This is a genomic window from Legionella sp., from assembly GCF_047605385.1.
GTDB lineage: Bacteria > Pseudomonadota > Gammaproteobacteria > Legionellales > Legionellaceae > Legionella.
In genome coordinates this window covers 24,327-50,428 of sequence record NZ_JASGFU010000011.1, presented here as the reverse complement: position 1 = coordinate 50,428, position 26,102 = coordinate 24,327, and the positions used below count along the sequence as shown (strand labels likewise).

The window sequence follows — 26,102 nt, the reverse complement described above, 5'->3', positions numbered from 1 at the left end:
GGAGAGGGATTTATGTATAACGTAATGATCACCGGCGCAGGGAAAATTGGAAGTTTGATTGCTTGCTTGTTAATGGAAAGTGGTTCTTACCAAATTCATTTAGTTGATGTTGATTTTAATGGTACTGATGTAAAACGGCTACTTAATGCATTGCCAAAAATTAAAACAGTTGCTTTAGATGTTACAGACAAACATGCCACACAAGCCTATATGGAAAAGCACGGGATTGTTGCGGTGATTTCTAGCCTCCCTTATTTTTTGAATACTCATGTGGCAGAAGCTGCCAAAGCTGCCAAAGCTCATTATTTTGATTTAACGGAAGATACGTTTGTTACCGATGCAGTCAAAGCAATTGCTGCTGATGCGCAGAGTGCATTTGTCCCTCAATGTGGTCTTGCTCCAGGTTTTATCAGTATTGCTGCAAACAGTTTAATGCAAGAATTTGAAGAATGTCATCATGTGCGATTACGGGTAGGCGCATTACCTCAAAATGCAAGCAATGCGTTGCATTATTCATTGACTTGGTCTACTGATGGTGTAATCAATGAGTACGGTAATCCCTGTTATGGAATTAAATATGGTAAAGCCGTTACCTTATCTCCTCTTGAAGGGTTAGAAGCCATCCAAATTGATGGATGTGAGTACGAAGCTTTTAACACTTCAGGCGGCCTGGGAAGCTTAGCTGATTTATATGCTGGTAAAGTACAAACCATGAATTACAAAACCATGCGTTATCCAGGTCATTGCCAAAAGATGCGTTTTCTCATGAAAGATTTACACTTAAATGAAGACAGAGCAACATTGAAGCGTATTTTAGAAAATGCGATCCCCAAAACATATCAGGATATTGTCATTGTTTATGTGACTGTTGAAGGAAAAAAACGAGGTGAATTGACTGAAAAGAACTATGTGAAGAAAATTTACCCCCAAGAGATTTCCGGATTGGAGTGGTCTGCAATCCAGGTAAGTACTGCATCAAGTGTTTGTGCAGTAGTTGATTTGGTTTTAGGGCAAGCCAACGAATATCAAGGCTTGGTTTTACAAGAGAAATTTCAACTGACTGATGTCTTAAAAAATCGTTTTGGTCATTATTACGCATAGATACGATGAAGAAAGTTATGGGAAGTCGTAGCTTGCTTTAGTTTCATTGCCATTAAGAGATTTGTCATGCTCACTTTCGTGAGGACGACACTAAAAAGCTTATGGCTCTAGTTTTATGCTTTTCCAGGAGTTATTTATGGAATTATTAAAGCAATTAGATATTCAAGATATTAATGCCGGTGCTTTTAGCGGCCAAGGTTGGCAAAGCGGGACTCATAAGCATACTTTTATTTCGTTTAATCCCACTAATGGGGAAAAGCTCGCGGAAGTCGCTTCTTGTTCTGCGGATGATTACGAGCAAGTCATAATGCGGGCACAAAATGCCGCGCAAGAATGGAGAAAGGTTCCGGCACCCAAACGTGGTGAAATTATTCGTCAAATAGGCCAACTACTGCGTGAAAAAAAAGATTTACTTGGCAGTTTGGTTTCCTTGGAAATGGGTAAATCCAAACAAGAAGGAGATGGGGAAGTTCAAGAAATGATTGATATTGCCGATTTTGCAGTGGGGCAATCAAGAATGCTCTATGGTAATTCAATGCATTCTGAGCGTCCTAACCATCGTATGTATGAGCAGTGGCACCCTTATGGAGTCATCGGAGTCATTTCTGCATTCAATTTTCCTGTCGCGGTTTGGGCTTGGAATGCATTTTTAGCCGCAATTTGTGGTAATGTAACACTTTGGAAGCCCTCAGATAAAACGCCTCTATGCGCAATTGCTGTGCAACATTTATGTAATAAAATATTAAAACAAAATGATTGTCCAGAAATTTTTAGTTTAATTATTACACAAAAACAGCAAGTCATCGATGCCATGGTTAATGATAGCCGCATTCAGCTAATTTCCTTTACTGGATCAACTGCTGTAGGAAAGCAGGTGGCAGCAAAAGTTGCTTCGAGACTAGGCAAAACTATTTTAGAATTGGGTGGTAATAATGCAATTATTGTAGATGATTGTGCTGATCTGCATTTAGCCATTCCAGCAATTGTTTTTGGCGCCGTAGGCACCGCTGGTCAGCGCTGTACTACTACACGCCGTTTATTTGTTCATGAATCTCACTATCATTTTGTTCTCGATAAGCTCCGTTTTGCTTATGAGCAAATCACGATTGGCGATCCTTTGGACAGTCATAATTTAATGGGGCCATTAATTGATCAACATGCAGTGGCGCAATTTAAAAAAACCATGAATCGCATTAAAGAAGCAGGTGGCAAGATTGTCTTTGGTGGTAATGTCTTAGATGAGCAACCAGGATTTTTTGTGCAACCCACTTTAGTGACGGATGTAAAAAATAATTGGGAAATCGTGCAAGAAGAAACTTTTGCACCTATTCTCTATGTTATGCCTTATCGTACCTTAGATGAAGCCATCGAATTACAAAATAGTGTTCCACAAGGTTTATCTTCAGCTTTATTCACGCAAAATTTGAAAAATGCGGAGCGTTTTCTGAGTGCCTGGGGAAGTGATTGCGGTATTGCAAATATCAATATTGGCACATCAGGTGCAGAGATTGGTGGGGCTTTTGGTGGGGAAAAAGAAACTGGCGGTGGCCGTGAGTCAGGATCTGATTCATGGAAGGCTTATATGCGTCGACAAACCAATACAATTAATTGGGGGGATGAATTGCCTTTAGCACAAGGTATTCGCTTTAATTTGTCGTAGTAATTAAATAATTGAATGTTACTTGGGCATTGCCCAAGTTCTTTAATGCTCAATAATGAGGGAAACATGATGCAAGAACCTTTTTTTATTAAAAAAGTCGCGGTTCTCGGTGCAGGAGTGATGGGAGCACAGATCGCAGCACATTGTGTCAATGCAGGGATTCAAACGTTACTGTTTGATCTGGCCGCAAAAGAGGATAATGCCAATGCATTGATTGATAAAGCAATTGCTAATTTAGGCAAACTAAAACCAGCTCCTTTGGCAACTGTGCAAACTGCTACTTTATTGCAGGCGCGTAACTATGAACAAGACTTAACTGATTTATCTTCATGTGATATTGTCATTGAAGCCATTGCTGAACGACTGGATTGGAAGGAGGATCTCTACAAACGCATTTCTCCTTACTTATCAGGACATACCATTTTAGTGAGTAATACTTCTGGTCTGAGTATCAATACGTTGTGCTCTGTATTGCCCCAAGTGCACCGCGAGAATTTCTGCGGCGTTCATTTTTTTAACCCACCGCGTTATATGCATCTTGCTGAACTGATTCCTGCAAAAACAACTCATAAGCATTTATTGGATCATTTGGAAACGTGGTTGACCAGTTATTTAGGTAAAGGAGTCATTAGGGCTAAAGATACCCCTAATTTTATTGCAAACCGTATCGGGGTATTTTCATTATTAACTACTATGCATCATGCTTTAACAATGAAGATGGGACTTGATGAAGTCGATGCATTAACAGGACCATTATTAGGTCGACCAAAATCTGCAACGTTTCGTACCATGGATGTGGTTGGTTTAGATACAATGGAACATGTGGTTCATACCATGCAAGAGGAGTTAAAAGATGATCCATGGCATTCTAGTTTCACACTGCCTCAGTGGCTCACTAAGCTTATTAAAGAAGGTCATTTAGGGCAAAAATCAGGTCAAGGTATTTATCGCAAAAAAGGTAAAGAAATTGAAGTATTGGACATTCAATCAGGCACTTATCGGTCATCCAAAGGGCAAGTAAGCGATGAGTTAAAAACCATTATGAGCAATAAAGATCCTGTAGCACGTATGCAAGCATTGATGAGTTCTAGTAATAAGCAAGCTCAGTTCTTGGCTGCTTGTTTTAGAGACTTATTCCATTATTGCGCTTACCACTTAGAAGAGATTGCTGAGAATACGCGTGATGTGGATTTAGCCATTCGTTGGGGTTTTGGTTGGATGCAAGGTCCATTTGAAACTTGGCAATTATCTGATTTAGCGCAAATGACTCAATTTATTAATCAGGGCATTAAGGACAAGCTTACCTTAAGTAGTGCTGCCTTACCGGGATGGCTTTTCGAAATTAACGCTTTTTATACAGAAGAAGGAGCTTATTCACCACAACAGAATAACCATCAAGCTCGTAGTTCGTTACCAGTCTATCATCGCCAATTTTTCCCAGAGCGTGTGATTAAAGAAAGAGTGCATCCTGCTTCGGTAATTTATGAAAATGAAGGGGTGAGCTTATGGCATTTGCAAGATGATGTTGCAGTGCTTAGTTTTAAAACTAAAGCCAATACCATTGGTCAGGAAATTTTGGATGGCGTCGCGGGTGCTTTAGAAGCTGCAGAAAAACGATGCCGCGGTATGATTGTTTACCAACAAGATGCAAATAACTTTAGCTCGGGCGCTAACTTAAAAGGTATTTTGCACTTAATTAAAGAAAATAAAATGCAAGCCTTGGAAGAGATGGTAAAACAATTCCAATATATCTCCTTGAGCTTAAAATACAGCCCAATCCCAACTGTTGCTGCTTTAAGAGGGCGTGCTTTAGGTGGCGGTTGTGAGTTTATGATGCATTGTGATGCTGTCGTGGCTGCATTTGAATCTTATCCTGGTTTGGTGGAAATGGGAGTTGGTGTTATTCCTGGTGGGGGAGGTTGTAAAGAAATGGCCCTGCGTGCTGCACAACGTGCAGCTCCTGGTGAACTGATGACTATTTTGCAAGGTTATTTCCAACAAATCGCAATGGCACAAGTTGCTGGTTCTGCTGCTGAAGCAAAACAGATGGGCTATTTACGTTCTAGCGATACTTTTGTAATGAATGCCAATGAGGTGTTGTATGCTGCATTAGCTAAAGTGAAGTTAATGCATGCAAAGAATTACATGCCACCACTGCAAAAGCAATTTCAAATCGCAGGAATTGAAGGCCGAGCTAAATTACAAGCAGGTTTAGTGAATTGGCTAGAGGGTAATTTCATTTCGCAGCATGATTATTTTCTGGCAACAGAATTGGCCAATGTGCTTTGTGGTGGGGATTTGAATCAAGGTACTGTTGTTGATGAACAATGGATGTTGGCTTTAGAGCGTAAAGCATTTGTCAAATTGGCAAGCACGCCATTAACACAAGCACGCATAACCCATATTTTAGAAACAGGCAAACCCTTACGTAATTAAATGGAGATTTAACATAATGACGAATATATACATAGTTGATGTATTACGAACTCCAGTAGGTAAGGCTCCACGTGGTGTTTTTAAGCATACTTTGCCGGATGATTTATTAGCATACACTATTCGTACTTTAACAAGTCGTAATAAGTCCATTGATTGGGAGGAAATTGGGGATGTGGTAATTGGTTGTGCTATGCCAGAGGCTGAGCAGGGAATGAACGTTGCTCGTATTGCCTCTTTGCTTGCTGACTTACCGCAATCAGTTCCTGCAATGACTATTAACCGTTTTTGTTCTTCAGGGGTGCAAAGTATTGCGACTGCAGCAGCCGCTATTCGTAGTGGGGAAATGCATTTAGCGCTTGCGGGTGGTGTTGAAAGTATGTCGATGGTGCCTTTAGGTGGTAATAAATATACAGCGAATCCTTCCATATTTGATAATGAGCATGTAGCTATTGCTTATGGTATGGGGATTACCGCTGAGAATGTGGCTAAACAATGGCAAATTACTCGCGAACAGCAAGATGAGTTTGCTGCAGAAAGCCATAAAAGAGCAGTTACTGCACAACAACGTGGTGATTTTAATGCGGAAATTGTTCCTGTCGAGATTACGATTAGGCACGCTGATTTGGTGAATGACACTACTGTTGTGAAGAAAAAATTGATCAGTGATGATGAAGGTCCACGAGCAGATACCTCATACGAAGTGATTGCGAAATTAAAACCGGTTTTTGCTGCACGCGGTACAGTGACTGCGGGCAATAGCTCTCAAACTAGTGATGGCGCAGGTATTGCTTTATTAGCGAGTGAAGAGGCTGTGCGCAAATATAATTTAAATCCTATGGGACGGTTATTAAGTTATGCGGTTGAAGGTGTGCCACCTGCAATTATGGGAATTGGTCCAATTAAAGCCATTCCTGTTGCTTTAAAACGTGCTGGGTTGACTTTAGATCAAATTGACTGGATTGAGCTTAATGAAGCATTTGCTGCACAGGCTTTGGCGGTCATCAAAGAACTTGGTTTGTCACGTGAGAAAGTGAATCCTTTAGGAGGAGCGATTGCCTTGGGGCACCCTTTAGGTGCAACGGGAACAATTAGAACGGCAACTTTATTGCATGGTTTAAAACGTACCAAAGGCCGTTATGGTATGGTGACTATGTGTATAGGTACTGGAATGGGTGCCGCTGCAATTTTTGAAGCATTATAAGTATGTAGATATCTCAATTATTCCGGAGAATAATTTTGATTATGTCGGGCCAAGGCCCGACCTACGTCTAGTAGCCAGTGATTGCGCATTCTTCTGGATGCCGCGAATAAACCGCGACACGCAAGGGGTAACACCTTGTGTATCGGAGGTTCACGGTTTTTGGTATGATGATTTTTACAGTATGGATTTAATTCTTATCGCGGAAGATAATGCGGCCTTTAGATAAGTCATAAGGAGTTAACTCGACTTTAACTTTATCGCCAGTTAAGATTCTAATGTAATTTTTACGCATACGACCAGAAATGTGGGCGGTGACAACATGTCCATTTTCTAATTCCACACGAAACATTGTGTTGGGCAGTGTATCTATAACAGTACCAGCCATTTCTATATGATCTTCTTTTGCCATAGGTCTCTCAGTGATGTACCAACAATTAATTAATAAAATTGAAAAATAAAAAACAAAATGTTTCTCGCAAGTATACTGCTAAAGTGAAGAGGATAGCAATTAACCTGTGTTAAAATCCTTGAAGTTGTAGAAAATTTAAATGTGATTCAATACGATGTCCCGATATCAATGAATAAACCAAACTCCTTGGTTGGTTGGATATTCCAAGGTATTTTTTAATAAGCGCAAGAATTCCTTGCGACTAATGATACTTGCACCCAGATTTTGCAAATGATTTGTAGGTAGTTGGCAATCAATAAAATCAAAATTCCAGGAAGAAATTGTTTGGGATAAATAATAAAAAGCAATTTTTGAGGCGTCAGTTACTTTATGAAACATGGATTCACCAAAAAATGCGTGGCCTAAGCTTAAACCATATAAGCCACCAACCAGTTCTTTATTTAACCATATCTCAAAAGAATGTGCATAACCCATAGCATGAAGTTCGGTGTAGGCTTCGATCATTTCGGGAGTGATCCAGGTATTTTCAACTCGCCCTTTGTTGCTTGCGCATTCAATCATTACTTGGCGAAATGCAGTATCTGTTGTCAACTGAAATGGTTTTTTGAGTGATTTTGCCAAACTATGGGATACCTTAAATTGATTAGGGTATAAAATTAATCGTGGATTAGGTGACCACCAAAGTACAGGTGAACCAGGGCTATACCAGGGAAAAATTCCTTGAGAATAGGCTTTGAGGATACGTTGCGGGGTTAAATCACCACCGATAAGCAATAAACCTTGTCGGTCACTGGTTTCGGGATCTGGGAATATATACTCTTCCACCATGCTAATTCATTTCTCCACAACTCTTGGTTTTATTTACGATATTTATTGCATATCCTACAATTATTATAAATGAATTTAGGGGAAATCAATTGGATTATCTTTATAGCTTAGGAAATATTTTAATTCTTCTTAGCCTTAGTTGTAGAAAAGTTCTTTTGATTCGTATAGTTTTTGCCTTATCGGACACTTCATTTTTATTGTATGGTATTTTAGCTCATGTTCCTCCAATTGTTTATTGGGCTATTGCCTCATTAGCTATTAATTTTGTGCAGATTGGCTTGTTAATTAGAGATATGGTTCCTAAAAATTTAAGTGAAGAATTACAAGAAATTAAAGGTCTATTTTTTGACAGTATGCAAACCAGTGATTTTCTGCGTCTTATAAAATTAAGCCATCATGGTAAAGCTGAGAATAAATTGATTTTAGAAATGGGGAAACCGGTGAGCGCATTAATGCTGATTACTCATGGAAAAGTGTATATCGACATTCATGGCAATATTTTAGAATTGGGTCCTTACCATTTTATTGGTGAAATGAGCTATTTTAGTGATGGCAATGCCAGTACCACGATTCACGCTCGCGAGCCAGTGGAGTATTTATATTGGAATTATGCCGATTTACATCGTTTGCAAATCAAAAAACCGCCTTTATTCATGAAAATGATTGAAGCTATGGGTAAGGATATTATGTTGAAAATGTTAAATCGTAATAAGGAAAGCATAGCCGTGGTTTCACCTTCGCCTTAAAGTGAGTGGGAAAGAGCTTCTTTCCCAACTATAGAATTTTACTTTAGAGATCCAAATCCAGATATTGTTCCGCATCAAGTGCTGCCATGCAACCAAAGCCTGCAGAGGTAATGGCTTGGCGATAGACGTGATCAGCCACATCCCCACAAGCAAATACACCAGGTATCGAGGTACTCGTGGCCATGCCTTCTAAACCTGATTTGATGGTGATATATCCATCACGCATCTGCAATTGCCCTTCAAATAAGCTGGTGTTTGGGGTATGACCAATAGCAATAAATACGCCATCGAGATTCAGCTCGGCAATGGTATCATCTTGTAAATGACGTACTTTAATTCCTGTTACTTTTTTGCCATCACCAAGTACTTCATCTAAGGCACTATTCCAAATAATTTTTATATTGCCATTACGGACTTTCTCAAACAGCTTATCCTGAAGAATTTTTTCAGAACGTAAGCTATCACGACGATGAATTAGCGTGACGGAAGAAGCCAAGTTGGAGAGATATAATGCTTCTTCTACAGCTGTATTGCCACCACCAATAACACAGACGGATTTATTGCGATAAAAGAACCCATCACAAGTAGCACACGCAGAAACACCACGTCCTTGATAGGCTGCTTCTGACTCTAATCCCAAATAACGAGCAGAAGCACCAGTTGCAATAATTAAGGCATCACAAGTGTAGGCTTCACTGTCGCCTTGTAGAGTAAATGGTTTTTTTGATAAATCAGTTGTTACAATATGATCAAAAATTACTTGCGTATCAAAGCGCTCTGCATGTTTTTGCATGCGCTCCATGAGGGCAGGGCCTTGTAATCCTTCGACATCACCGGGCCAGTTATCAACTTCAGTAGTTGTAGTGAGCTGTCCGCCGGGTTGCATGCCAGTAATTAAAACAGGATTGAGATTGGCTCTTGCAGCATAGACTGCAGCAGTGTAACCTGCAGGTCCTGAACCTAATATGATCAAGCGGTGGTGGTTGCTAACGCTCATCGTTTCAGCCTTCCTTAATATTTTGATATTTTGTGTTAAGATTGCGAATATTATGACATAAACAGGCATATGAAAATACCTATGGCAAAACAACAAATGGGAAGAAAGGCAAGTTTCCCTAAAAAAAACATGCCAAATTTTATTGCTAAACGAATTAGTGAAGGCAGTTTTATTATTACATTAACTGGGGCATTGTTTGTGCTCTTGTCGTTAATGACTTATCAATTTAGTGATCCTGGATGGTCTCATGTTTCTCATGTTGGGATAAAAATATCCAATTCTGGCGGACAAGTTGGGGCCTACATTGCCGATGCACTTTATTTTGCTTTTGGATATATGGCGTATCTATTACCTATCGCCTTAGTGTATGTTTCTTGGGCAATTTTGCAGGATTTACGTGCTTTAAACACCTTGGATCAACGTGTTTTAGCCTTGCGCTCGGCGGGTTTTGTTCTGATGATTATTGGTGGCTGTGGACTTTTAAGCTTTGAAACCCAATTAAACAAACTTGATGCCATGCATGGGCCTGGTGGTTTAATTGGACAAGCAGTGGGTCAAAGTTGGTATCATTTACTTAACTTACACGGGGCCACTTTATTGTTGTTGGCTACTTTTTTGGTGGGTACAACATGGTTAACCGGAGTTTCCTGGTTGCAAGCCGTAGAGTTAATCGGTTTTTATACTTTATTTTTTATTAATAAGCTTATGGCTGTTTTAAAAAAAGCAGCTTATCTAGGAAATGCTGGTATTGCTGGCTATAAAGCGCGAAGCATTGAAGTTAAAAATAAACCAGCACAACAAAGAGCAGCTCCAACATTATTTAAATCGAAAGCTGAACGAGAAAAATCAATAGTTGAGAAAGAAATGCCAGCCCCTGTTGTTTTAGTAACTCCAGAAGGGAAGCCTGTGATTGTGAAGCCTGCCCCAGTTGTTGTGGCTCCACCACCACGAGAAATGAAAGAAATTCGTGCGCCGAAATTGCATAACCCAGGTGCTTTGCCTTCACTGGAATTGTTAGATAAAGGGGAGCCGGGTAAGCCTATGGGCGGTTATACCCATCAAGAGTTGGAAAATTTATCTCGTGATTTAGAACAACATTTGTTGGACTTTGGTATTCAAGCCGATGTAGTTGCTGTACATCCTGGGCCAGTAGTTACGCGTTTTGAATTGCAATTGGCTGCAGGGGTTAAGGTCAGTAAGTTAACAGCTTTATCCAAAGATTTAGCGCGTTCATTATCGGTGATTTCTGTTCGTGTAGTTGAAGTTATTCCTGGTAAAACTGTTGTTGGTTTAGAGTTGCCAAATCAATCACGACAAATGGTTCGTTTATCGGACGTATTATCTACTGAAGTTTATCAACAGGCTCATTCACCGGTTACTTTGGCTTTAGGCGTTGATATTGCTGGTCATACAGTGGTTGTTGATTTAGCAAAAATGCCTCATTTATTGGTTGCAGGAACTACCGGATCTGGTAAATCGGTAGGGATTAACGCCATGATTTTAAGCATTTTATTTAAGGCAACCCCCGATCAGGTCCGTCTGATTATGGTTGATCCGAAAATGTTAGAATTATCAGTATATGATGGCATTCCCCATTTATTGACACCTGTCGTTACTGACATGAAAGAAGCCGCCAGTGCTTTACGTTGGTGCGTTGAGGAGATGGAACGTCGTTATAAATTGATGGCTGCTTTAGGAGTAAGAAATTTGGCCGGTTTTAATGCTAAAGTTGCTGAAGCAATTGCTAATGGTACACTCCTTGTAAATCCATTATGGAAGCCAATTGATTCTATGGATGATACAGCACCACAATTAGAAGCTTTGCCTTATGTGGTCATTGTTATTGATGAGCTTGCTGATATGATGATGGTAGTTGGCAAAAAAGTAGAACAACTTATTGCTCGTATTGCCCAAAAAGCTCGTGCCGCAGGAATTCACATGATTCTTGCAACGCAACGCCCATCAGTAGATGTTTTAACTGGCTTAATTAAATCGAATATTCCAACACGAATGTCATTCCAGGTTTCATCAAAAATTGATTCTCGTACTATACTGGATCAGCAGGGTGCAGAGCAGCTTTTAGGACATGGAGATATGCTGTATCTGGCCCCAGGCAGTGGTGCTCCTTTACGTGTGCATGGTGCCTTTGTTGATGATAAAGAAGTACACCGCATTGCGGACGATTGGCGTTCACGAGGTGAACCCAATTATATTGATGAAATTATTAAAATGCCTGGAGAAGGAGGTGAAGGTGGTTTTGATGAGGATAATCAAGCAGAAGATGATGATCCGCTCTATGATCAAGCTGTAGAATTTGTGATTCAAACACGCAAGGCTAGTATTTCTGCAGTACAAAGACGATTAAAAATTGGTTATAACCGTGCAGCCAGAATGGTTGAAGAAATGGAGCGTACTGGAATTGTTGGCCCGTTAGATGGCGGTTATAGAGATGTTTTAGTGAACTCAGTCACTGAGGAATAAACATGAAAAAAATAATGCTCACGCTACTTTTAGGTTTTACGACTGCAGCTTTTTGTGACACACCCGAACAAGTGCTGCAAACTAAGTTGAATTCCATCCATTCGATGACGGCCACATTTAAACAAGTGGTCAAAGCCAAATCGCGGGTAGTTTCTCGTTCTTCTGGAACAATGGCTTTAGAGCGTCCAGGCCGTTTTCGCTGGCAAACTAAAGAACCCATGCCACAATTAATGATTGCTGATGGCCAACGCATTTGGGTTTATGACAAAGATTTAGAGCAAGTAACGGTCAAAAAACAAGAAAAAGGTTTAGGCGGAACAGCTGCTTTGTTTTTAAGTGGCTATGATGATACAGTGACTCGCGATTTCACTGTTGCTCAAAGTGGTTCAATGGCAGATCCTGCCTTTGATTTGAAATCAAAATCAGCTAAAGCTAATTTCCAACGTATTCGTTTGATGTTTCATCAAAATATGCTGACTGGATTGGAATTGTACGACCAATTAGGGCAAATCACTACAGTGCAATTATCTCAAACAAAATTGAATCCTAAATTAGCAGCTGTTTTATTCCAATTTAAGCCGCCTAAAGGGGTTGATGTGGTAAAGCAATGAGTGATACTAAAAAGCAGCCGTTGCTCCCACTAGCAGAGCTTTTAAGGCCTAAGCATTTAGATGAAGTCATTGGCCAAAGTCACTTACTGGGGGAAGGCAAGCCATTGCGGTTGAGTTTTTCTGGCCGCAAGTTGCATTCAATGATTTTATGGGGGCCTCCAGGTGTTGGTAAAACAACAATAGCTCGGCTTGCAGCAAAAGCTTTTGACTGTGATTGGATTGCTCTATCTGCAGTGTTTTCTGGAGTAAAAGACATCCGTGCTGCTATGGAGCAAGCACAAGAAAATTTAAATCAGGGCAAACATACCATTTTATTTATTGATGAAATTCATCGTTTTAATAAATCACAACAAGATGCACTTTTGCCTTATACTGAATCAGGTTTAGTGACTTTTATTGGAGCCACTACTGAAAATCCTTCCTTTGAAGTGAATTCCGCCTTGCTTTCCAGAGCACAAGTGTATGTATTAAAGCCCTTGTCAAATGAAGAACTCAAACAATTATTCACCAAAGCTCGTAGCTCCATTATGAAGGATATTCTCTTTGATGAAGCAGCTGTTGCCATTATTGTCAATTATGCTGATGGTGATGCGCGAAGATTATTAAACTGCATGGAGCAATTAGAAAATGCTTGTGCAGCACTGAATATCCAGAAAATTACTAAGGAATTTGTTATTAACTCACTGGCTGAAAGTGCGCGGCGTTTTGATAAGGGAGGCGATCAATTTTATGATCAAATTTCTGCCTTACATAAGTCAGTTCGTGGCTCTAATCCAGATGCCGCTCTTTATTGGCTTTGTCGGATGTTTGATGGTGGAGTAGATCCAAATTATCTTTCGCGCCGTGTTGTACGCATGGCCTGGGAAGATGTTGGTTTGGCTGATCCACGTGCCATTCAAATTGCTAATGATGCAGCTGTAACTTATGAACGTTTAGGCTCTCCGGAAGGTGAGTTAGCTTTGGCACAGGCAGTGATTTATTTAGCAGTAGCTGCGAAAAGTAATGCGGGTTATAGAGCATTTAATCAAGCCATGGCCTTTGTAAAAAAAGATAAATCGCGAGAAGTTCCCATACATTTGCGTAACGCACCAACTCGTTTAATGAAAGAATTAGGCTATGGTCATGAATATCGTTATGCTCATGATGAGCCTAATGCTTATGCTGCCGGGGAAAATTATTTTCCTCAAGGAATGAAAAAACAAAACTGGTATCAACCAGTACCACGTGGTTTGGAAATTAAAATTGCAGAGAAATTATCATTTCTAAAAAAATTAGATAATGATGCTAATGAAAAATGAGCATTAACATAGCAATTTCTCTGATGATTCCTAGCCAAAAAGGTTATTTTTCATTCTTTAAATGAATATTGTTGAGCAATATTTTTTCAAGTCGTGCTTTTCCTGTCTTTCTGATTAATATTTACTAATTGCATGATTTTAAAAGAGTTTTCATTTCATAAAAAAATTTGATACATTCTTTAATATCCGAAAAAATGTAACGTCCAGAATGCATTATTCAAATTATCAAACATGTGCGGTAAGGCCACAGATTTCTCTATCTGAATGGGATATTTTGTCCAGTTTGCCTACTGCACTTGTGATTATTAATTCCCAAGGTCGAATGGTTTGGCTTAATCCTACAGCTGAAGCGATGTTAGGCTATGGCTTGCTAGGTTCATTATGGTTGGATGTTCTTTTACGTGCTTTTGTACCACGTGCTGATGATGGGCACGAGGTTTCTTTGGCGGATGGGCGACGTGTACACGTTGCTTTGGCTACATTAGACAGCTTACCAGGTATTTTAATCAGCTTAACCGATATTACTGCCACTCGCGATTATGAAAAAGCCAAAGAAAACGAAAAACGCTTGGTTTCCATTGGCACCATGACCGCTCAATTAGCCCATCAAATTCGAACCCCTTTAGCATCAGCAATGCTTTATACTGATCACCTAAACACAGTGGCCGAAATGGAGCCACGTGCTGAGGCTTGGATCTTACGCTTGAAAGAGTGTCATAGCAGTATTGAGCAACAAATTCAAGATTTATTGCTATTTGCCAGAGGTACCACCATTGAACCGACGCGCATGGATATGGATTATTGGTGCGCTCAGTTAGAGCATCGCGCCCAACCCTATGTAACAACGCATTCTGTCTTATTTCAGGTTAATAACCAACTAATTAAACGTGAAGGAATGATTCATGGTGAATCATTAATTGGTGCTGTTTTAAACTTAGTGATTAACGCAATACAATCAGATGCTACGGAAGTATACATAACTCTTGCATCTATGGATAATTCCGGTATACAAATATCTATTGATGATAATGGTAAGGGTATGTCAGAAGAGGTAAAAAACCATGCGTTTTCTCCTTTTTATACAACCAAAGCAAAAGGTACTGGTTTAGGTCTAGCAGTAGTTTATGCCGTGGTGAAAGCCCATGGTGGTTATGTAAGCTTAGAATCTACAGAAGGGGTAGGCACGCAGGTTAATCTGTATTTGCCATGATGCGCTAACCAAGTAATAACATTAGTATGAAAAAGGGACTTTGATATGAGTCATGTTCTAATTGTTGAAGATGATCCAGTATTAAGAGAAGCATTAGCTGAAACGATGACCATAGCAGGTCATACTTATATTACCGCTAAAGACGGTAAGGAAGCTTTGGCTTTACTTGAATTGCATAGTCCAGCAGTAGTTCTTACTGACATAAGAATGGATATAGTGGATGGTAATCAATTATTGGATGAAATCCAAAAACGACGCCCAGGTTTACCGGTGATTTTAATGACGGCTTATGGTTCAGTACAAGATGCGGTCATCGCAATGCGTCGTGGAGCGGTGGACTATTTACAAAAACCCTTTAGTGCACAGCTCTTAACCGAAAAAATTAATCAGTTTATTAAAGTTGAAATGGACGAGGATACTGGAGAGCCAATAGCCCAAGATCCTAAAAGCCAAGCTTTGCTCTCGATGGCTTTAAAAGTAGCGCAATCTGATGTGGGTGTCATGATTAGTGGTGAGAGTGGTACCGGTAAAGAAGTATTAGCTCACTTCATTCATGATCATTCATCACGTAAAAAACACCCTTTTATCGCTATTAACTGTGCTGCAATTCCAGAGCAAATGTTAGAGGCTACTTTATTTGGTTACGAAAAAGGTTCTTTTACTGGGGCATATAAGTCAACTCCCGGAAAATTTGAGCAGGCCCAAGGTGGAACTTTATTACTTGATGAAGTTAGCGAGATGCCTTTAAGTCTGCAAGCAAAATTATTGCGAGTATTGCAAGAAAAAGAAGTGGAGCGCATTGGTTCCAATAAAACAATTAGCCTTGATGTGCGTATTCTTGCAACAACCAATAGATTACTTAAAGATGAAGTGTTAGCAGGACGCTTTAGAGAGGATTTATTTTATCGCTTAAATGTTTTTCCTTTGCAGTGGCATCCTTTAAGAGAGCGAAAAAATGATATTATTCCTTTAGCTAATTACCTGATCCGCAAACATTGCCAACACAAGCAACCTATTATTCCAGTTATTAGCCCTGCGGCACAAAAAATGATGCTTGCTTATCCGTGGCCTGGGAATGCTCGTGAGTTAGATAATGTGATTCAAAGAGCACTTGTGCTGCAAACTCAAGGTATAATTGAAGGGGAGCATTTGCAATTATCCGCCTCTACAGTCACATCAGAAACCATGACTGCAGCGCAGAGTAAAAATTTGCAAGTACATGAATTTGAGTTAATCGAAAAAACTTTATTAGAAAATGGAGGAAATCGCCAAAAAGTGGCTACTTTACTCGGAGTTAGCGAGCGAACTTTGCGCTACAAATTAGCAAAAATGCGTGAAGAAGGTTATGTAGTTTAAACGTAGTTGTTGGGGATCTTTGAGATTCTGGCAGTTGTGGGCATCAGGGACGGGATGTGTTCAAGACTCAGGTTTTTCATAACGATAAAAATAAGAAATATTGTTTGTGTAAAAAGGAAGAATAAGGTCATGAATGAAGTTAATACCGTTAACCTGTTTAATCAAATGCAATCTATGTCAGCTAAAGCTGAAGCAGGAATCACTGAGCCAGAAACAAATCAATTTTCTTTTGGTTCTGTTTTTCGAAAAGCAATGCAGCAAGTTAGCGATCTAAGTTTTAAAGCAGATTCTCTAAAAACTCGTTATGAGCTTGGTGATCCAAAGGTTAGTATTGGGGAAGTAATGATTGCAACCCAAAAATCTAATATTGGACTTGAAGCCGCGCTACGTGTTCGAAATAAATTTTTGCAAGCATATCAAGACGTTATGAGCATGCCAGTATAGACAAATAAACATCCCACCTTATTTTACATGGTAGATTTTATAGGAGTTTAATATGGCATTTGCTGATAATGCGTCAATGGTAGCAGCAAAATTTGCAAGTTTATCTGTTCCTCGTCAGATTGGTTTATTAATTGGCTTAGCAGCGAGTGTGGCGATTGGTTTAGCGGTTGTTTTATGGTCTCGTGATCCAAACTATGTTCCTTTGTATACACAAATGAATGCACGTGATACTGCTGAAGTGGTATCGGCATTGGAGCGTAATGGCATAGACTTTAAAATAGATAATAATAACAGCACCATTTTGATTCCTTCACAAAGTCTACAAAGCACACGTCTTAAATTGGCAGCAGAGGGTTTGCCCCGTGACCCTGTAGGTTCTGAAGAGTTATTTAATAGCGGCAATGCATTTAATAGTAGCCAATTTATGGAGAATGCGCGCTACAAACAAGCACTTGAAGCTGAGTTAGCGAGGACTATTAGTAAATTTAATGACATTAAATCCGCACGTGTGCATCTAGCACTGCCACGCGAATCTGCTTTTGTTCGCGATTTGCATCAACCCAGTGCTTCCGTATTTATTGACGTTTATTCCGGTCTAGAGCTTAAAAAACACACAACTGCTGCTATTATTAATTTGGTGGCTTCCAGTATTCCCAACTTATCAGCAAGTCGAGTAACTGTAGTTGATCAGGATGGTCAATTGCTAAATGAGGGAGGTGGTCAAACATTATTCACAGAAACCGAGCGTTTTTCTGAATATCGGCAAAATTTAGAGCATCAATTTGCACAAAAAATTCAAGAAATATTAACGCCTTTATTAGGTTATGGGCGGGTTCGAGCTAAAGTTTCTGCAGATATTGATTTTACGAGTTATGAACAAACTCAAGAATTATTCAATCCAGAACTTCCTGCATTACGTAGCGAGCAAACCATGAAAGAAAAGCGAACTTCATCTAGCGAAGCTATGGGGGTTCCTGGCTCTTTATCGAATACGCCACAACCTAGCCCAGCCTTGGCTGCTCGAAATCCCAATGCACCACCTACGACGCCAACTGCACAGCCAACAACAGATACCTCACAGTCTGGTGATACACGCACGCAAAGCACTAAGAATTTTGAGTTGGATAAGACTATTAGTCATACTAGAAATCAGCCAGGTACAATTAAACGTTTGTCTGTAGCTGTATTAGTAGATAATCCCAGTGTAATCGATGAGAAAACTAAAGCCGTGACTAAAAAAGCATTAACAGCCAAAGAGATAAATCAGATTAAACTTTTGGTTGCTGATGCAATTGGTTTAAATACTCAACGTGGTGATAGCCTTAATGTCATCAATAGCGATTTTGTGAAACCAGATCCGATTGCGCCAATACCCGAAGAGCGATTTTGGCAAAAAGAGATTTTTTGGTCAATAATTAAGCAGGTCATGGGTGCCTTATTTATACTTGCCATGGTTTTTGGTGTGTTACGTCCTATGTTGAAAACATTGGCAAGCAATAAAGGGGCTGATGGTATTCCCTATCTGGAAGAACCTGAAGCTCAAGGAGGAGAGCTGACTTATGATGGTGGTATTGCCGTCAAGGATGCTAATGACTATGAATCGCAGTTAAATTTATTACGCCAAGTTGTTGATAAAGAGCCCAAGCGTGTTGCGCAGGTAGTTAAAACTTGGGTTGATCGAGGATAAAAATGGATGGAATAGAGCGTGCAGCCATACTACTTTTAAGTATGGGAGAAAAAAATGCGGCAGAAGTAATGAAGCATTTAGAACCAAGACAAGTACAAAAAGTAGGAGTAGCAATGACTACTTTAAGTACAGTAACCAAGGCAAAAATGCAAAATGTTTTGCTTGATTTTACTAATGCAATAGGGGATCAGACAAGCATTACTGTTGATACGGAGCATTATTTGCGAACGGTATTAATTGAAGCCTTAGGTTTAGAAAAGGCAACTCCTCTGATTGACCGGATTTTAGTATCTGATAAAGACAGTGGTCTCAATCGTTTGAAATGGTTAGATGGACGCTTAATCGCTGATGTAATTCGTAACGAGCATCCGCAAATTATTGCAACCATATTAATCCATCTCGATAGTGAACAAGCATCAGAAGTGGTGAGCTACTTTAGTGTTGACAAACGCTCAGAGGTTTTACTACGTATGTGCAATATTGATACGGTAAAGCCCGAAGCAATTACAGAGCTTGGTCAGGTTATTGAAAAACAACTTAGTGGGCAAAAAGTAAGTAAAACCGCATCTATTGGAGGCATTAAAAGCGTTGCTGATGTCATTAACTATTTTGATGGAGCCATGGAGGATGAAGTTCTTAATAAAATTAAGGATTGGGATGAGGAGTTAAGCGAAAAAATTCGCGATAAAATGTTCGTATTTGAGAACTTGGTAGAGATGGATGATCGTAGTGTACAAACTTTATTGAGGGATGTTTCTCCTGAATTATTAAAGCTGGCCTTAAAAGGCACAACTGAACCCACGAAGGAAAAAATATTTACGAATATGTCTAAACGTGCTGCTGACTTGTTACGTGAAGATATAGAGTTACAAGGTCCTGTTAAAGTTATTGATGTGGAAAAAGCGCAACGCGATATCTTGGCTATTGCAAAGAGCCTGGCAGAGGAAGGTAAAATTGCCTTGGGAGCCAAGGGTGGAGATGAGATGATTTAAACCCAGGTAAGTGTTGGCCCAACAGGCGTTTGTACACTCTTCTCAATTTGTTGGGCCAAGGCCCAACCTACACATGGATCTTAATATAATAAGGATTTTGTATGCCGAATAAATTTGAGCCTTATAATAAAAAACAAAATAATGAAAATGAATTTAATACTTGGGAATATCAATCTGTAAAAAAAGAGTCTAAAGAGGAGAAAGCCGTCGAAGTTGATGAACAAGAAGCGTTTCGTATAGAATGTGATCTTTTACGGCAAGAGGCAGTAGAGAAAGGTTATAAGCAGGGTTTTCAACAAGCGCAAGCGGAACTCGATGAAAAAAAGAAAGAACTTGCTTACTGGTTTGAGCTGATAAAAAATCCGGTCAAGTTACTGGATGAACATATTACCCAAGAAATAATACAAACAATAGTTTGGTTATGCCAACATTGTATTGCGGTAGAGCTTTCTGTCCAGCCCGAAAAATTACGTGATTTATTGAATAAAGTCAAAGCAGAATTACCTACCTTAAATAATCATCGTCAACTCGCAATGCACCCGTTGGATGTTGCCTGGATCCAAGCTGAAGTGGATGAAAATGAAATTCCAGGCTTGCATGAAATTTTAATGGCTGATCCTGAACTTAACCGGGGAGATTTCTATCTTAAGGGTGAGTACAGCGAATTAGATGGGCGTATCCACAATCGTTTTGCTAGTTTATTTGCAAAATATATTACTAAAGATAATTTATTTATGCCCATCCAAGTACAGGATTAATTCATGGATAGCTATGAGTCACGTTTAATTAAAATTCTCTCTGAGGTACGTCAAAAAGAAGCATCAGGCTTATTACATTGTGGTCGAGTAAGTCGAGCTATTGGACTTACCTTAGAAGCTAAAGGTTTTAATCAACCGGTAGGCGCTCGCTGTTTTATTAAGGTGAATGAAACGCATTCGATTGAAGCAGAAGTGGTGGGATTTAATCACGATAATGCCTATTTAATGTCTATAGGTGCTATTCAAGGCTTAGCTCCAGGTATGATTATTACGCCCACAGGACGGGTGGCGCAGGTGGAAACAGGGTGGTCATTATTAGGACGTATCGTGAATGGTTCAGGTGCTATTATTGATGATGGCTCACCTTTAGAGCTTACTGAGACTTACCCACTTGAATGTGCGGTAATTAACCCATTAAAACGTGCGGCCATTGATACTTATTTAGATGTTGGAATTCGCTCTATTAATGGTTTGCTTACTGTAGGCCGAGGTCAACGAATCGGTTTATTTGCAGGAAGTGGTGTGGGTAAATCGATACTGCTTGGTATGATGACGCGTTTTACTAAAGCTGATGTGGTGGTGGTCGGATTAATTGGTGAGCGTGGTCGAGAGGTCAAAGAGTTTATTGAGCTAAATTTAGGCGAAGAAGGCTTAAAGCGAGCAGTGATCGTTGCCGCTCCTGCAGATGAAAGCCCCTTAAGACGTTTACATGGAGCTAAAGTTGCAACGAGCATCGCAGAATATTTTCGTGATCAAGGCAAACATGTATTGCTATTAATGGATTCGTTAACTCGTTTTGCCCAAGCACAGCGAGAAATCGCTTTGTCCATCGGTGAAGCACCAGCGACCAAAGGATATCCGCCTTCAGTATTTGCTAAACTGCCCAGGTTAGTAGAGCGTGCAGGTACTGGTGAACCTGGCAGTGGCTCGATTACCGCATTTTATACGGTACTCACGGAGGGCGATGATTTACACGATCCTATAGCGGATGCAGCACGTGCAATTTTGGATGGCCATATTGTCTTAAGTCGAAATTTAGCTGAAGAAGGTCAATATCCTGCGATTGATTTGGAAGCATCGATAAGCCGTGTGATGCAAGCAGTGGTATCTCCTTCGCAAATGAATGACATGCTGTTGTTAAAAAAATATTTGTCTCTTTATGAAAAGAATAAAGATTTTATCTTGCTCGGTGCTTATGTCAAAGGCACTGATCCCAATTTGGATAAGGCTATTTTGGCAAGGGAGCAAATTAGAAAGTATATGGAGCAAGGAATAAATGAGCAATTCAACTATAATGATAGTGTGAATTTATTATCTCAATTAGCTTCATCATTTAGGAGCTAATGAATGAATCAGCGATTGGACCGCTTAACGCAATTATGGAATATCAAAAAAGAAATGACCAAAGTGGCGTATCAGCAATTTTTAGATGCTCAAGAGCAATTTAAAAAGAACAAATTAAAACATGACCAATTAGTAGGATATCGACAAGACTATTTAAAACAATTAGAGTTATTAGGTGAGAAAGGATCGCATGTTGGCAATCTTCGCAATCGCATCGATTTTATTGCGCACATTGATACCGCTCTAGGGCAACTTAATGCTCATTTGGCACAGCTGGCTAAAGTGCGTAGCCGGGCGGAAATTGTCTATAAACAGGCTAAAGTCTCTGAAGAAGGGGTTAATCTATTAATAGAACGGGTTAAAAAGAAGCAACAGTCGCAGTTGATGCGCCAAGAACAAAAAGAAAATGATGAGTATGCGCAAAAGCAATGGTATAGTGATGAGATTAACGAGTAATTGAAGCAAATATAGTGAATAAGATACTAAAAAAGATTTGGATGACTTTGGCCATCCTAATTATTTTTATGGCTGTTTTATCCAGCATTTTCCGCTCGTTAACGCCTTGGGCGATACAGTATAAGCATGATGTAGAAAAACATCTTTCCTCACTTCTTGGGCAGCAAGTAACTATTCAAACCATGGAAACCGGATGGTATTGGTTCCAGCCAGTGCTTAAATTAAATCAAGTAACGTTAGGTGATGACTCAAAAAAAATATTTCGTTTAAATAAATTATTGGTAGGCATTAACTTATTTAAATCCATTTGGAATTGGCAAATTCAGCCAGGTGTTCTTTATATAGATGACATGCATTTAACCCTTAGGGAACGAGTAGGGCATTGGACTATTGACGGCATCAGTACTGATACAATTAATAACGATGAGGTGACTCCCGAAAAATCAAAGCAGATCTTAATTTGGTTATCACAGCAAGAACGCTTAATTATCAAGCGGGTTTCTGCTTATTTTTATTTTAGTGACGGTGGAATTATTCCCGTTGATGGCCTTAATGTTTCGATATTAAATAGTGGTGGGCATTATAAACTAAAAGGCAATGCACGTTTGGAGCAGACCAACAGCACTGATTTTGAATTACTTGGTGATGGTTATTTTGATCCCGAACATTTTGAAGATATTGATGGAAAATTTTATTTTTCAGCACAAAATATTTTACCTGCGCAATGGCAAAGTTTATTTCCAAAAGCAACAGAACATCTGGAGAGTGGTAAAGGTGGAATTAAACTATGGATGGATGTACAAAAGGGGAGAATTTCTTCTATTCAGGCACATATTACGCTAAAGCGTTTGGCCTGGCGCCTATTAAATAATCAAAATAGCCAATTAGTGCAATACTTTTTTGCTAATTTATCGTGGTTGCCCGATGACGAAGGTTGGCAATTACGTGGCGATCACATTCAATTACGTATTGGTGATGTCAATTGGCCAGAAAATCAACTCTTAATTAAATACAATAGAGAACAACAAAGCTATCAATTTTTTGTGAAAAACATCATCATTCATTCTTTATTATCCGATGCGGTGAATTGGCCTAAGAGTGTTGATAAATTACTGCAATTACATCCTGAAGGTATTTTGCATGATACGCAAGTATTAGTAAAAATTAATGATAATTCATTTCATATTCCCTCAATTACCTCTGCATTTGCCCTCAAAGCTAATATTCCTACAAGCAGAACCTTGGAAGATGCTCAAGATCTTTGGACGCATGAGCATGAGGTGAGCTATATTTTAACTCGTTTTGAACAATTAGGCTGGAATGGAAATGCCAAAATGCATATTCCAGAGATAAAAAATCTTTCTGGAGTAATCAATTGGCAGCCAAATGAAGGACGTTTGGAATTGGATTCTGAAAACACCACAATACATGTTGATGGTTATCCTAAGCAAATTTTATCTTTACTGAATGGGGCTTGTGATTGGAAAGAATTGAATGATGGATTACGCATTAGTTTGGAACGATTCGTTTTAAGTAAGACCGATTTTACTTTAAGTGCACAAGGCGCTGTGGATCAGGTGAGTAAGAATTCTATAGGTCATATTCGGTTGGGTGCGGAGTTTTCGGGTAAAAATATTGAGCAGTGGGCCGCTTTTTTACCTGAGAATAAACTCAAACCTAAATTGTATGCTTGGTTAACTAAAGACTTGAAACATATTGCAGACATGAGTGGCACCATTAGCTTAAATGGATTAGCGAAAGATTTTCCTTTTGATAATAAAGAGGGTGAGTTTTTAATCAACAGCCATGTTTTAGGTGGGGAACTATTTATTAACCAAAAATGGAAAATCATTAAAGATTTAGAAGCAAATATTCAGCTTAAAAACCGTGACTTAAATATCGATATTATCAATGCTGATTTTCAGGGGGTGCCTGCAAGAGATTTGAATTTACGAATCGATGATATTGGTAAAAATAAAGAAAATATGGTGATTAATGGGAGCATCACAGGCCCAGTGCAAAAAATGGTAAATTATGTGATGGCTTCTCCTTTAAAGCAAAAATTAGACCTTTTAAAACAATTAACCATTAAAAGTTCTGCACAACTTAATTTAAACATCCAAGTGCCACTTTATCCTGAAAACGATAAGATTTTGGCGAAAGGGGATCTCACTTTTAATGACAATACAATTTTAGTCAAACACGAATTCGTTAATTTCGCTTTGAACGAAGTTGTGGGAAAGCTATTCTTTAATGAAGAAGGGGTTAATGATAGCGCACTAACTGCTTTTGCATTAGGCCATCAATTAAATATTAAAGTGCAATCGGTAAAAACTCCTATTGCAGCGACGACGATTACAGCAGATGGAGTATGGACTGTAGATTCTTTAAAAAGTCAATTTGATCTTCCCATGGTTTCTGTTTTAAATGGTAGTTTTCCGATAACAGCAGTATTAAAATTAGCGAATAAAGCCTCAGAGCCGGATGTCTTTAGTTTTAATTCATCACTGCAAGGATTGGCAATTAATTTGCCTGAACCATTAGGTAAGAAACAACAAGATAAAGCAAATTTAACGGTGGATATTAATTTAAATTCGGATAATTCAATCGGCTTAAAATCAAATTATGACGATCGATTAAGTTCTGATCTTTTATTTAAAACAATTAATGGCGCTTTAGGTTTTTATTCTGGCCAAGTACGTTTGGGAAGTACTCCTGTGGGCAACCCAAAATTACCAGGACTTGCAATTGTAGGTTCGTTAAAAGGATTTGATTTAGGTGAGTGGAAAAATGTATACACACAATTTTCTTCGGCCAAAACAAATGCAAATTTTGCGAATAAGTTACGAATTATCAATGTTACCTTAGACAAGCTGCGATTCTTAAATCAGCAATTTGATTCTATGGTAGTGAAAGCGAAATTATTACACAATAAAGATTGGTCTTTTCATCTATCGCAAGAAAATATTGCAGGGGACTTAATCTATCGTTCTGCTACGAATGAACTTAGTGGTGAGGTGCACCATTTGCATCTAAAAAAACTAGATAGCGAAAATCTGAATTCTTCCAATGGTCAGATAACAAATTTACGTCCGGATCAAATTCCAGGGCTTAATTTACAAATTGATAATTTCTCAGTAGGGAAAATAGATATTGGTGATGTGACTTTAAAAAGTAAATCGACACATGAGCGTTGGTCTTTGGAATATTGTCGTATTGATTCACCAGTATATCAATTTAATATTGAAGGCGAGTGGATCTATAAAAATGGTATCAATCGGACCAATGCTCATGTACGTCTGGATATGACGAGTTTGTCAAAGAGCTTGGCGCGTTGGAATTTCTATCCTGCAGTTGATGCGAAAAAAGGTTATGTAGAATTTAAAGGTGGCTGGAATAATAGCTTACTACGCTTCTCATTAGCATCAGTACATGGTGCAATGTATATTCAGTTAAAAAATGGGCGTATTACGGATTTAAGCAAGGAAACAGAGGAAAAGCTCGATTTAGGCAAGCTTTTAAGTATTTTAAGCTTACAGACCATACCCCGACGTTTACAGCTTGATTTTAGCGATTTAGCCCATCAAGGCTATAGCTTTGATATATTTCAAGGTAATTTTGGTATTAGTAAAGGCACTATGAGTACTCAAGACAGTTATATTGATGGTCCTGTTGCTTATGTTAGTATGAAAGGTGACTTAAATTTAGTGAGACGAGTATATGATCTGAATTTAAAAATATCACCGCATATCACAGCAAGCTTGCCTATTGTGGCAACAATTGCCGGTGGACCAGTTGCTGGAGTTGCTGCCTGGGTTGCTACTAAAATCATCAACCAAAGTATGCAAAAGATTTCAGCTTATAGTTATAAGGTTTCTGGGCCTTGGAATCATCCTGTAGTCCAGCAATTAAGTATTGTTAAGAAAAAAAGTGAACTAATTCAAGAAGGGCAAGGAGCAATGAAAGTTCATCCTAATTTGGATTAGACTACACTTTGAGAAATGATTTAACAATGAAGGATTAAATGGTTCATCTTGTATTAGAGCGCTATTTGGGATATCTGTTTATTAAAAGAAAGCTTCTGCAC

At 39.1% G+C, this 26,102-nt stretch carries 20 protein-coding genes; 17 read left to right on the top strand and 3 right to left on the bottom strand.

Features of this window, described 5'->3' with window-relative positions:
• The first annotated feature begins 12 nt into the window (after positions 1-12).
• The 4 genes from QM652_RS04275 to QM652_RS04260 all read left to right on the top strand — a co-directional run bounded on the left by QM652_RS04275 (position 13) and on the right by QM652_RS04260 (position 6,398).
• Positions 13-1,101: a saccharopine dehydrogenase family protein gene (locus tag QM652_RS04275; protein ID WP_415073187.1), complete on the top strand. Its 1,089-nt coding sequence runs from the start codon at positions 13-15 to the stop codon at positions 1,099-1,101.
• Positions 1,102-1,237: 136 nt separating this feature from the next.
• A complete protein-coding gene (locus QM652_RS04270; protein ID WP_415073185.1) occupies positions 1,238-2,761 on the top strand; it encodes an aldehyde dehydrogenase family protein in 1,524 nt (507 codons plus the stop codon).
• Between the two features lie 69 nt (positions 2,762-2,830).
• Positions 2,831-5,197 (top strand): 3-hydroxyacyl-CoA dehydrogenase/enoyl-CoA hydratase family protein, encoded by a 2,367-nt coding sequence (locus tag QM652_RS04265; RefSeq protein ID WP_415073211.1) that lies wholly within the window; start codon positions 2,831-2,833, stop codon positions 5,195-5,197.
• Between the two features lie 16 nt (positions 5,198-5,213).
• Entirely contained in the window at positions 5,214-6,398 is a 1,185-nt protein-coding gene (locus tag QM652_RS04260; RefSeq protein ID WP_415073182.1) for an acetyl-CoA C-acyltransferase, read from the top strand.
• 187 nt (positions 6,399-6,585) lie between these two features.
• Here QM652_RS04260 and infA read toward each other — a convergent pair whose 3' ends face one another.
• Together infA and aat are read right to left on the bottom strand one after the other, a co-directional pair.
• Positions 6,586-6,807, bottom strand: a complete 222-nt coding sequence (gene infA / locus QM652_RS04255; RefSeq protein WP_006872751.1) for a translation initiation factor IF-1 — start codon at positions 6,805-6,807, stop codon at positions 6,586-6,588.
• A 165-nt stretch (positions 6,808-6,972) separates the two neighbouring features.
• The gene (gene aat, locus QM652_RS04250) at positions 6,973-7,641 is read right to left on the bottom strand and encodes a leucyl/phenylalanyl-tRNA--protein transferase (RefSeq protein WP_415073209.1); all 669 of its coding nucleotides are present in this window, start codon (positions 7,639-7,641) and stop codon (positions 6,973-6,975) included.
• An 83-nt stretch (positions 7,642-7,724) separates the two neighbouring features.
• On the opposite strand from aat, the gene QM652_RS04245 reads away from it, so the two are divergent.
• The gene (locus tag QM652_RS04245) at positions 7,725-8,381 is read left to right on the top strand and encodes a cyclic nucleotide-binding domain-containing protein (protein WP_415073179.1); all 657 of its coding nucleotides are present in this window, start codon (positions 7,725-7,727) and stop codon (positions 8,379-8,381) included.
• Between the two features lie 43 nt (positions 8,382-8,424).
• Here the strand turns inward: QM652_RS04245 and trxB are convergent, their stop codons facing one another.
• A complete protein-coding gene (gene trxB / locus QM652_RS04240; RefSeq protein ID WP_415073177.1) occupies positions 8,425-9,378 on the bottom strand; it encodes a thioredoxin-disulfide reductase in 954 nt (317 codons plus the stop codon).
• Positions 9,379-9,459: 81 nt separating this feature from the next.
• Here trxB and QM652_RS04235 point away from each other — a divergent pair, with 81 nt between their 5' ends.
• The 12 genes from QM652_RS04235 to QM652_RS04180 all read left to right on the top strand — a co-directional run bounded on the left by QM652_RS04235 (position 9,460) and on the right by QM652_RS04180 (position 26,001).
• The gene (locus QM652_RS04235; RefSeq protein WP_415073175.1) at positions 9,460-11,859 is read left to right on the top strand and encodes a DNA translocase FtsK; all 2,400 of its coding nucleotides are present in this window, start codon (positions 9,460-9,462) and stop codon (positions 11,857-11,859) included.
• 2 nt (positions 11,860-11,861) lie between these two features.
• Positions 11,862-12,470: an outer membrane lipoprotein chaperone LolA gene (lolA, locus tag QM652_RS04230; RefSeq protein WP_415073173.1), complete on the top strand. Its 609-nt coding sequence runs from the start codon at positions 11,862-11,864 to the stop codon at positions 12,468-12,470.
• Entirely contained in the window at positions 12,467-13,768 is a 1,302-nt protein-coding gene (locus tag QM652_RS04225) for a replication-associated recombination protein A (protein WP_415073171.1), read from the top strand. The genes lolA and QM652_RS04225 overlap by 4 nt, the downstream gene beginning before the upstream one ends.
• A 208-nt stretch (positions 13,769-13,976) precedes the next feature.
• Positions 13,977-14,978: a sensor histidine kinase gene (locus QM652_RS04220; protein ID WP_415073169.1), complete on the top strand. Its 1,002-nt coding sequence runs from the start codon at positions 13,977-13,979 to the stop codon at positions 14,976-14,978.
• 45 nt (positions 14,979-15,023) lie between these two features.
• Positions 15,024-16,334 (top strand): sigma-54-dependent transcriptional regulator, encoded by a 1,311-nt coding sequence (locus QM652_RS04215; RefSeq protein WP_415073167.1) that lies wholly within the window; start codon positions 15,024-15,026, stop codon positions 16,332-16,334.
• A gap of 129 nt (positions 16,335-16,463) precedes the next feature.
• A complete protein-coding gene (gene fliE / locus QM652_RS04210) occupies positions 16,464-16,778 on the top strand; it encodes a flagellar hook-basal body complex protein FliE (protein WP_415073165.1) in 315 nt (104 codons plus the stop codon).
• A gap of 52 nt (positions 16,779-16,830) precedes the next feature.
• Entirely contained in the window at positions 16,831-18,465 is a 1,635-nt protein-coding gene (gene fliF, locus QM652_RS04205; RefSeq protein WP_415073163.1) for a flagellar basal-body MS-ring/collar protein FliF, read from the top strand.
• 2 nt (positions 18,466-18,467) lie between these two features.
• On the top strand, positions 18,468-19,457 hold the full coding sequence (gene fliG / locus QM652_RS04200) for a flagellar motor switch protein FliG (protein ID WP_415073161.1): 990 nt from the start codon (positions 18,468-18,470) through the stop codon (positions 19,455-19,457).
• Positions 19,458-19,558: 101 nt separating this feature from the next.
• Positions 19,559-20,215, top strand: a complete 657-nt coding sequence (locus tag QM652_RS04195) for a flagellar assembly protein FliH (protein ID WP_415073159.1) — start codon at positions 19,559-19,561, stop codon at positions 20,213-20,215.
• Positions 20,216-20,218: 3 nt separating this feature from the next.
• Entirely contained in the window at positions 20,219-21,559 is a 1,341-nt protein-coding gene (gene fliI / locus QM652_RS04190) for a flagellar protein export ATPase FliI (protein ID WP_415073157.1), read from the top strand.
• A gap of 3 nt (positions 21,560-21,562) precedes the next feature.
• Positions 21,563-22,015 (top strand): flagellar export protein FliJ, encoded by a 453-nt coding sequence (fliJ, locus tag QM652_RS04185; RefSeq protein WP_415073155.1) that lies wholly within the window; start codon positions 21,563-21,565, stop codon positions 22,013-22,015.
• A 41-nt stretch (positions 22,016-22,056) separates the two neighbouring features.
• Entirely contained in the window at positions 22,057-26,001 is a 3,945-nt protein-coding gene (locus QM652_RS04180; RefSeq protein ID WP_415073207.1) for a YhdP family protein, read from the top strand.
• Positions 26,002-26,102 lie beyond the last annotated feature (101 nt).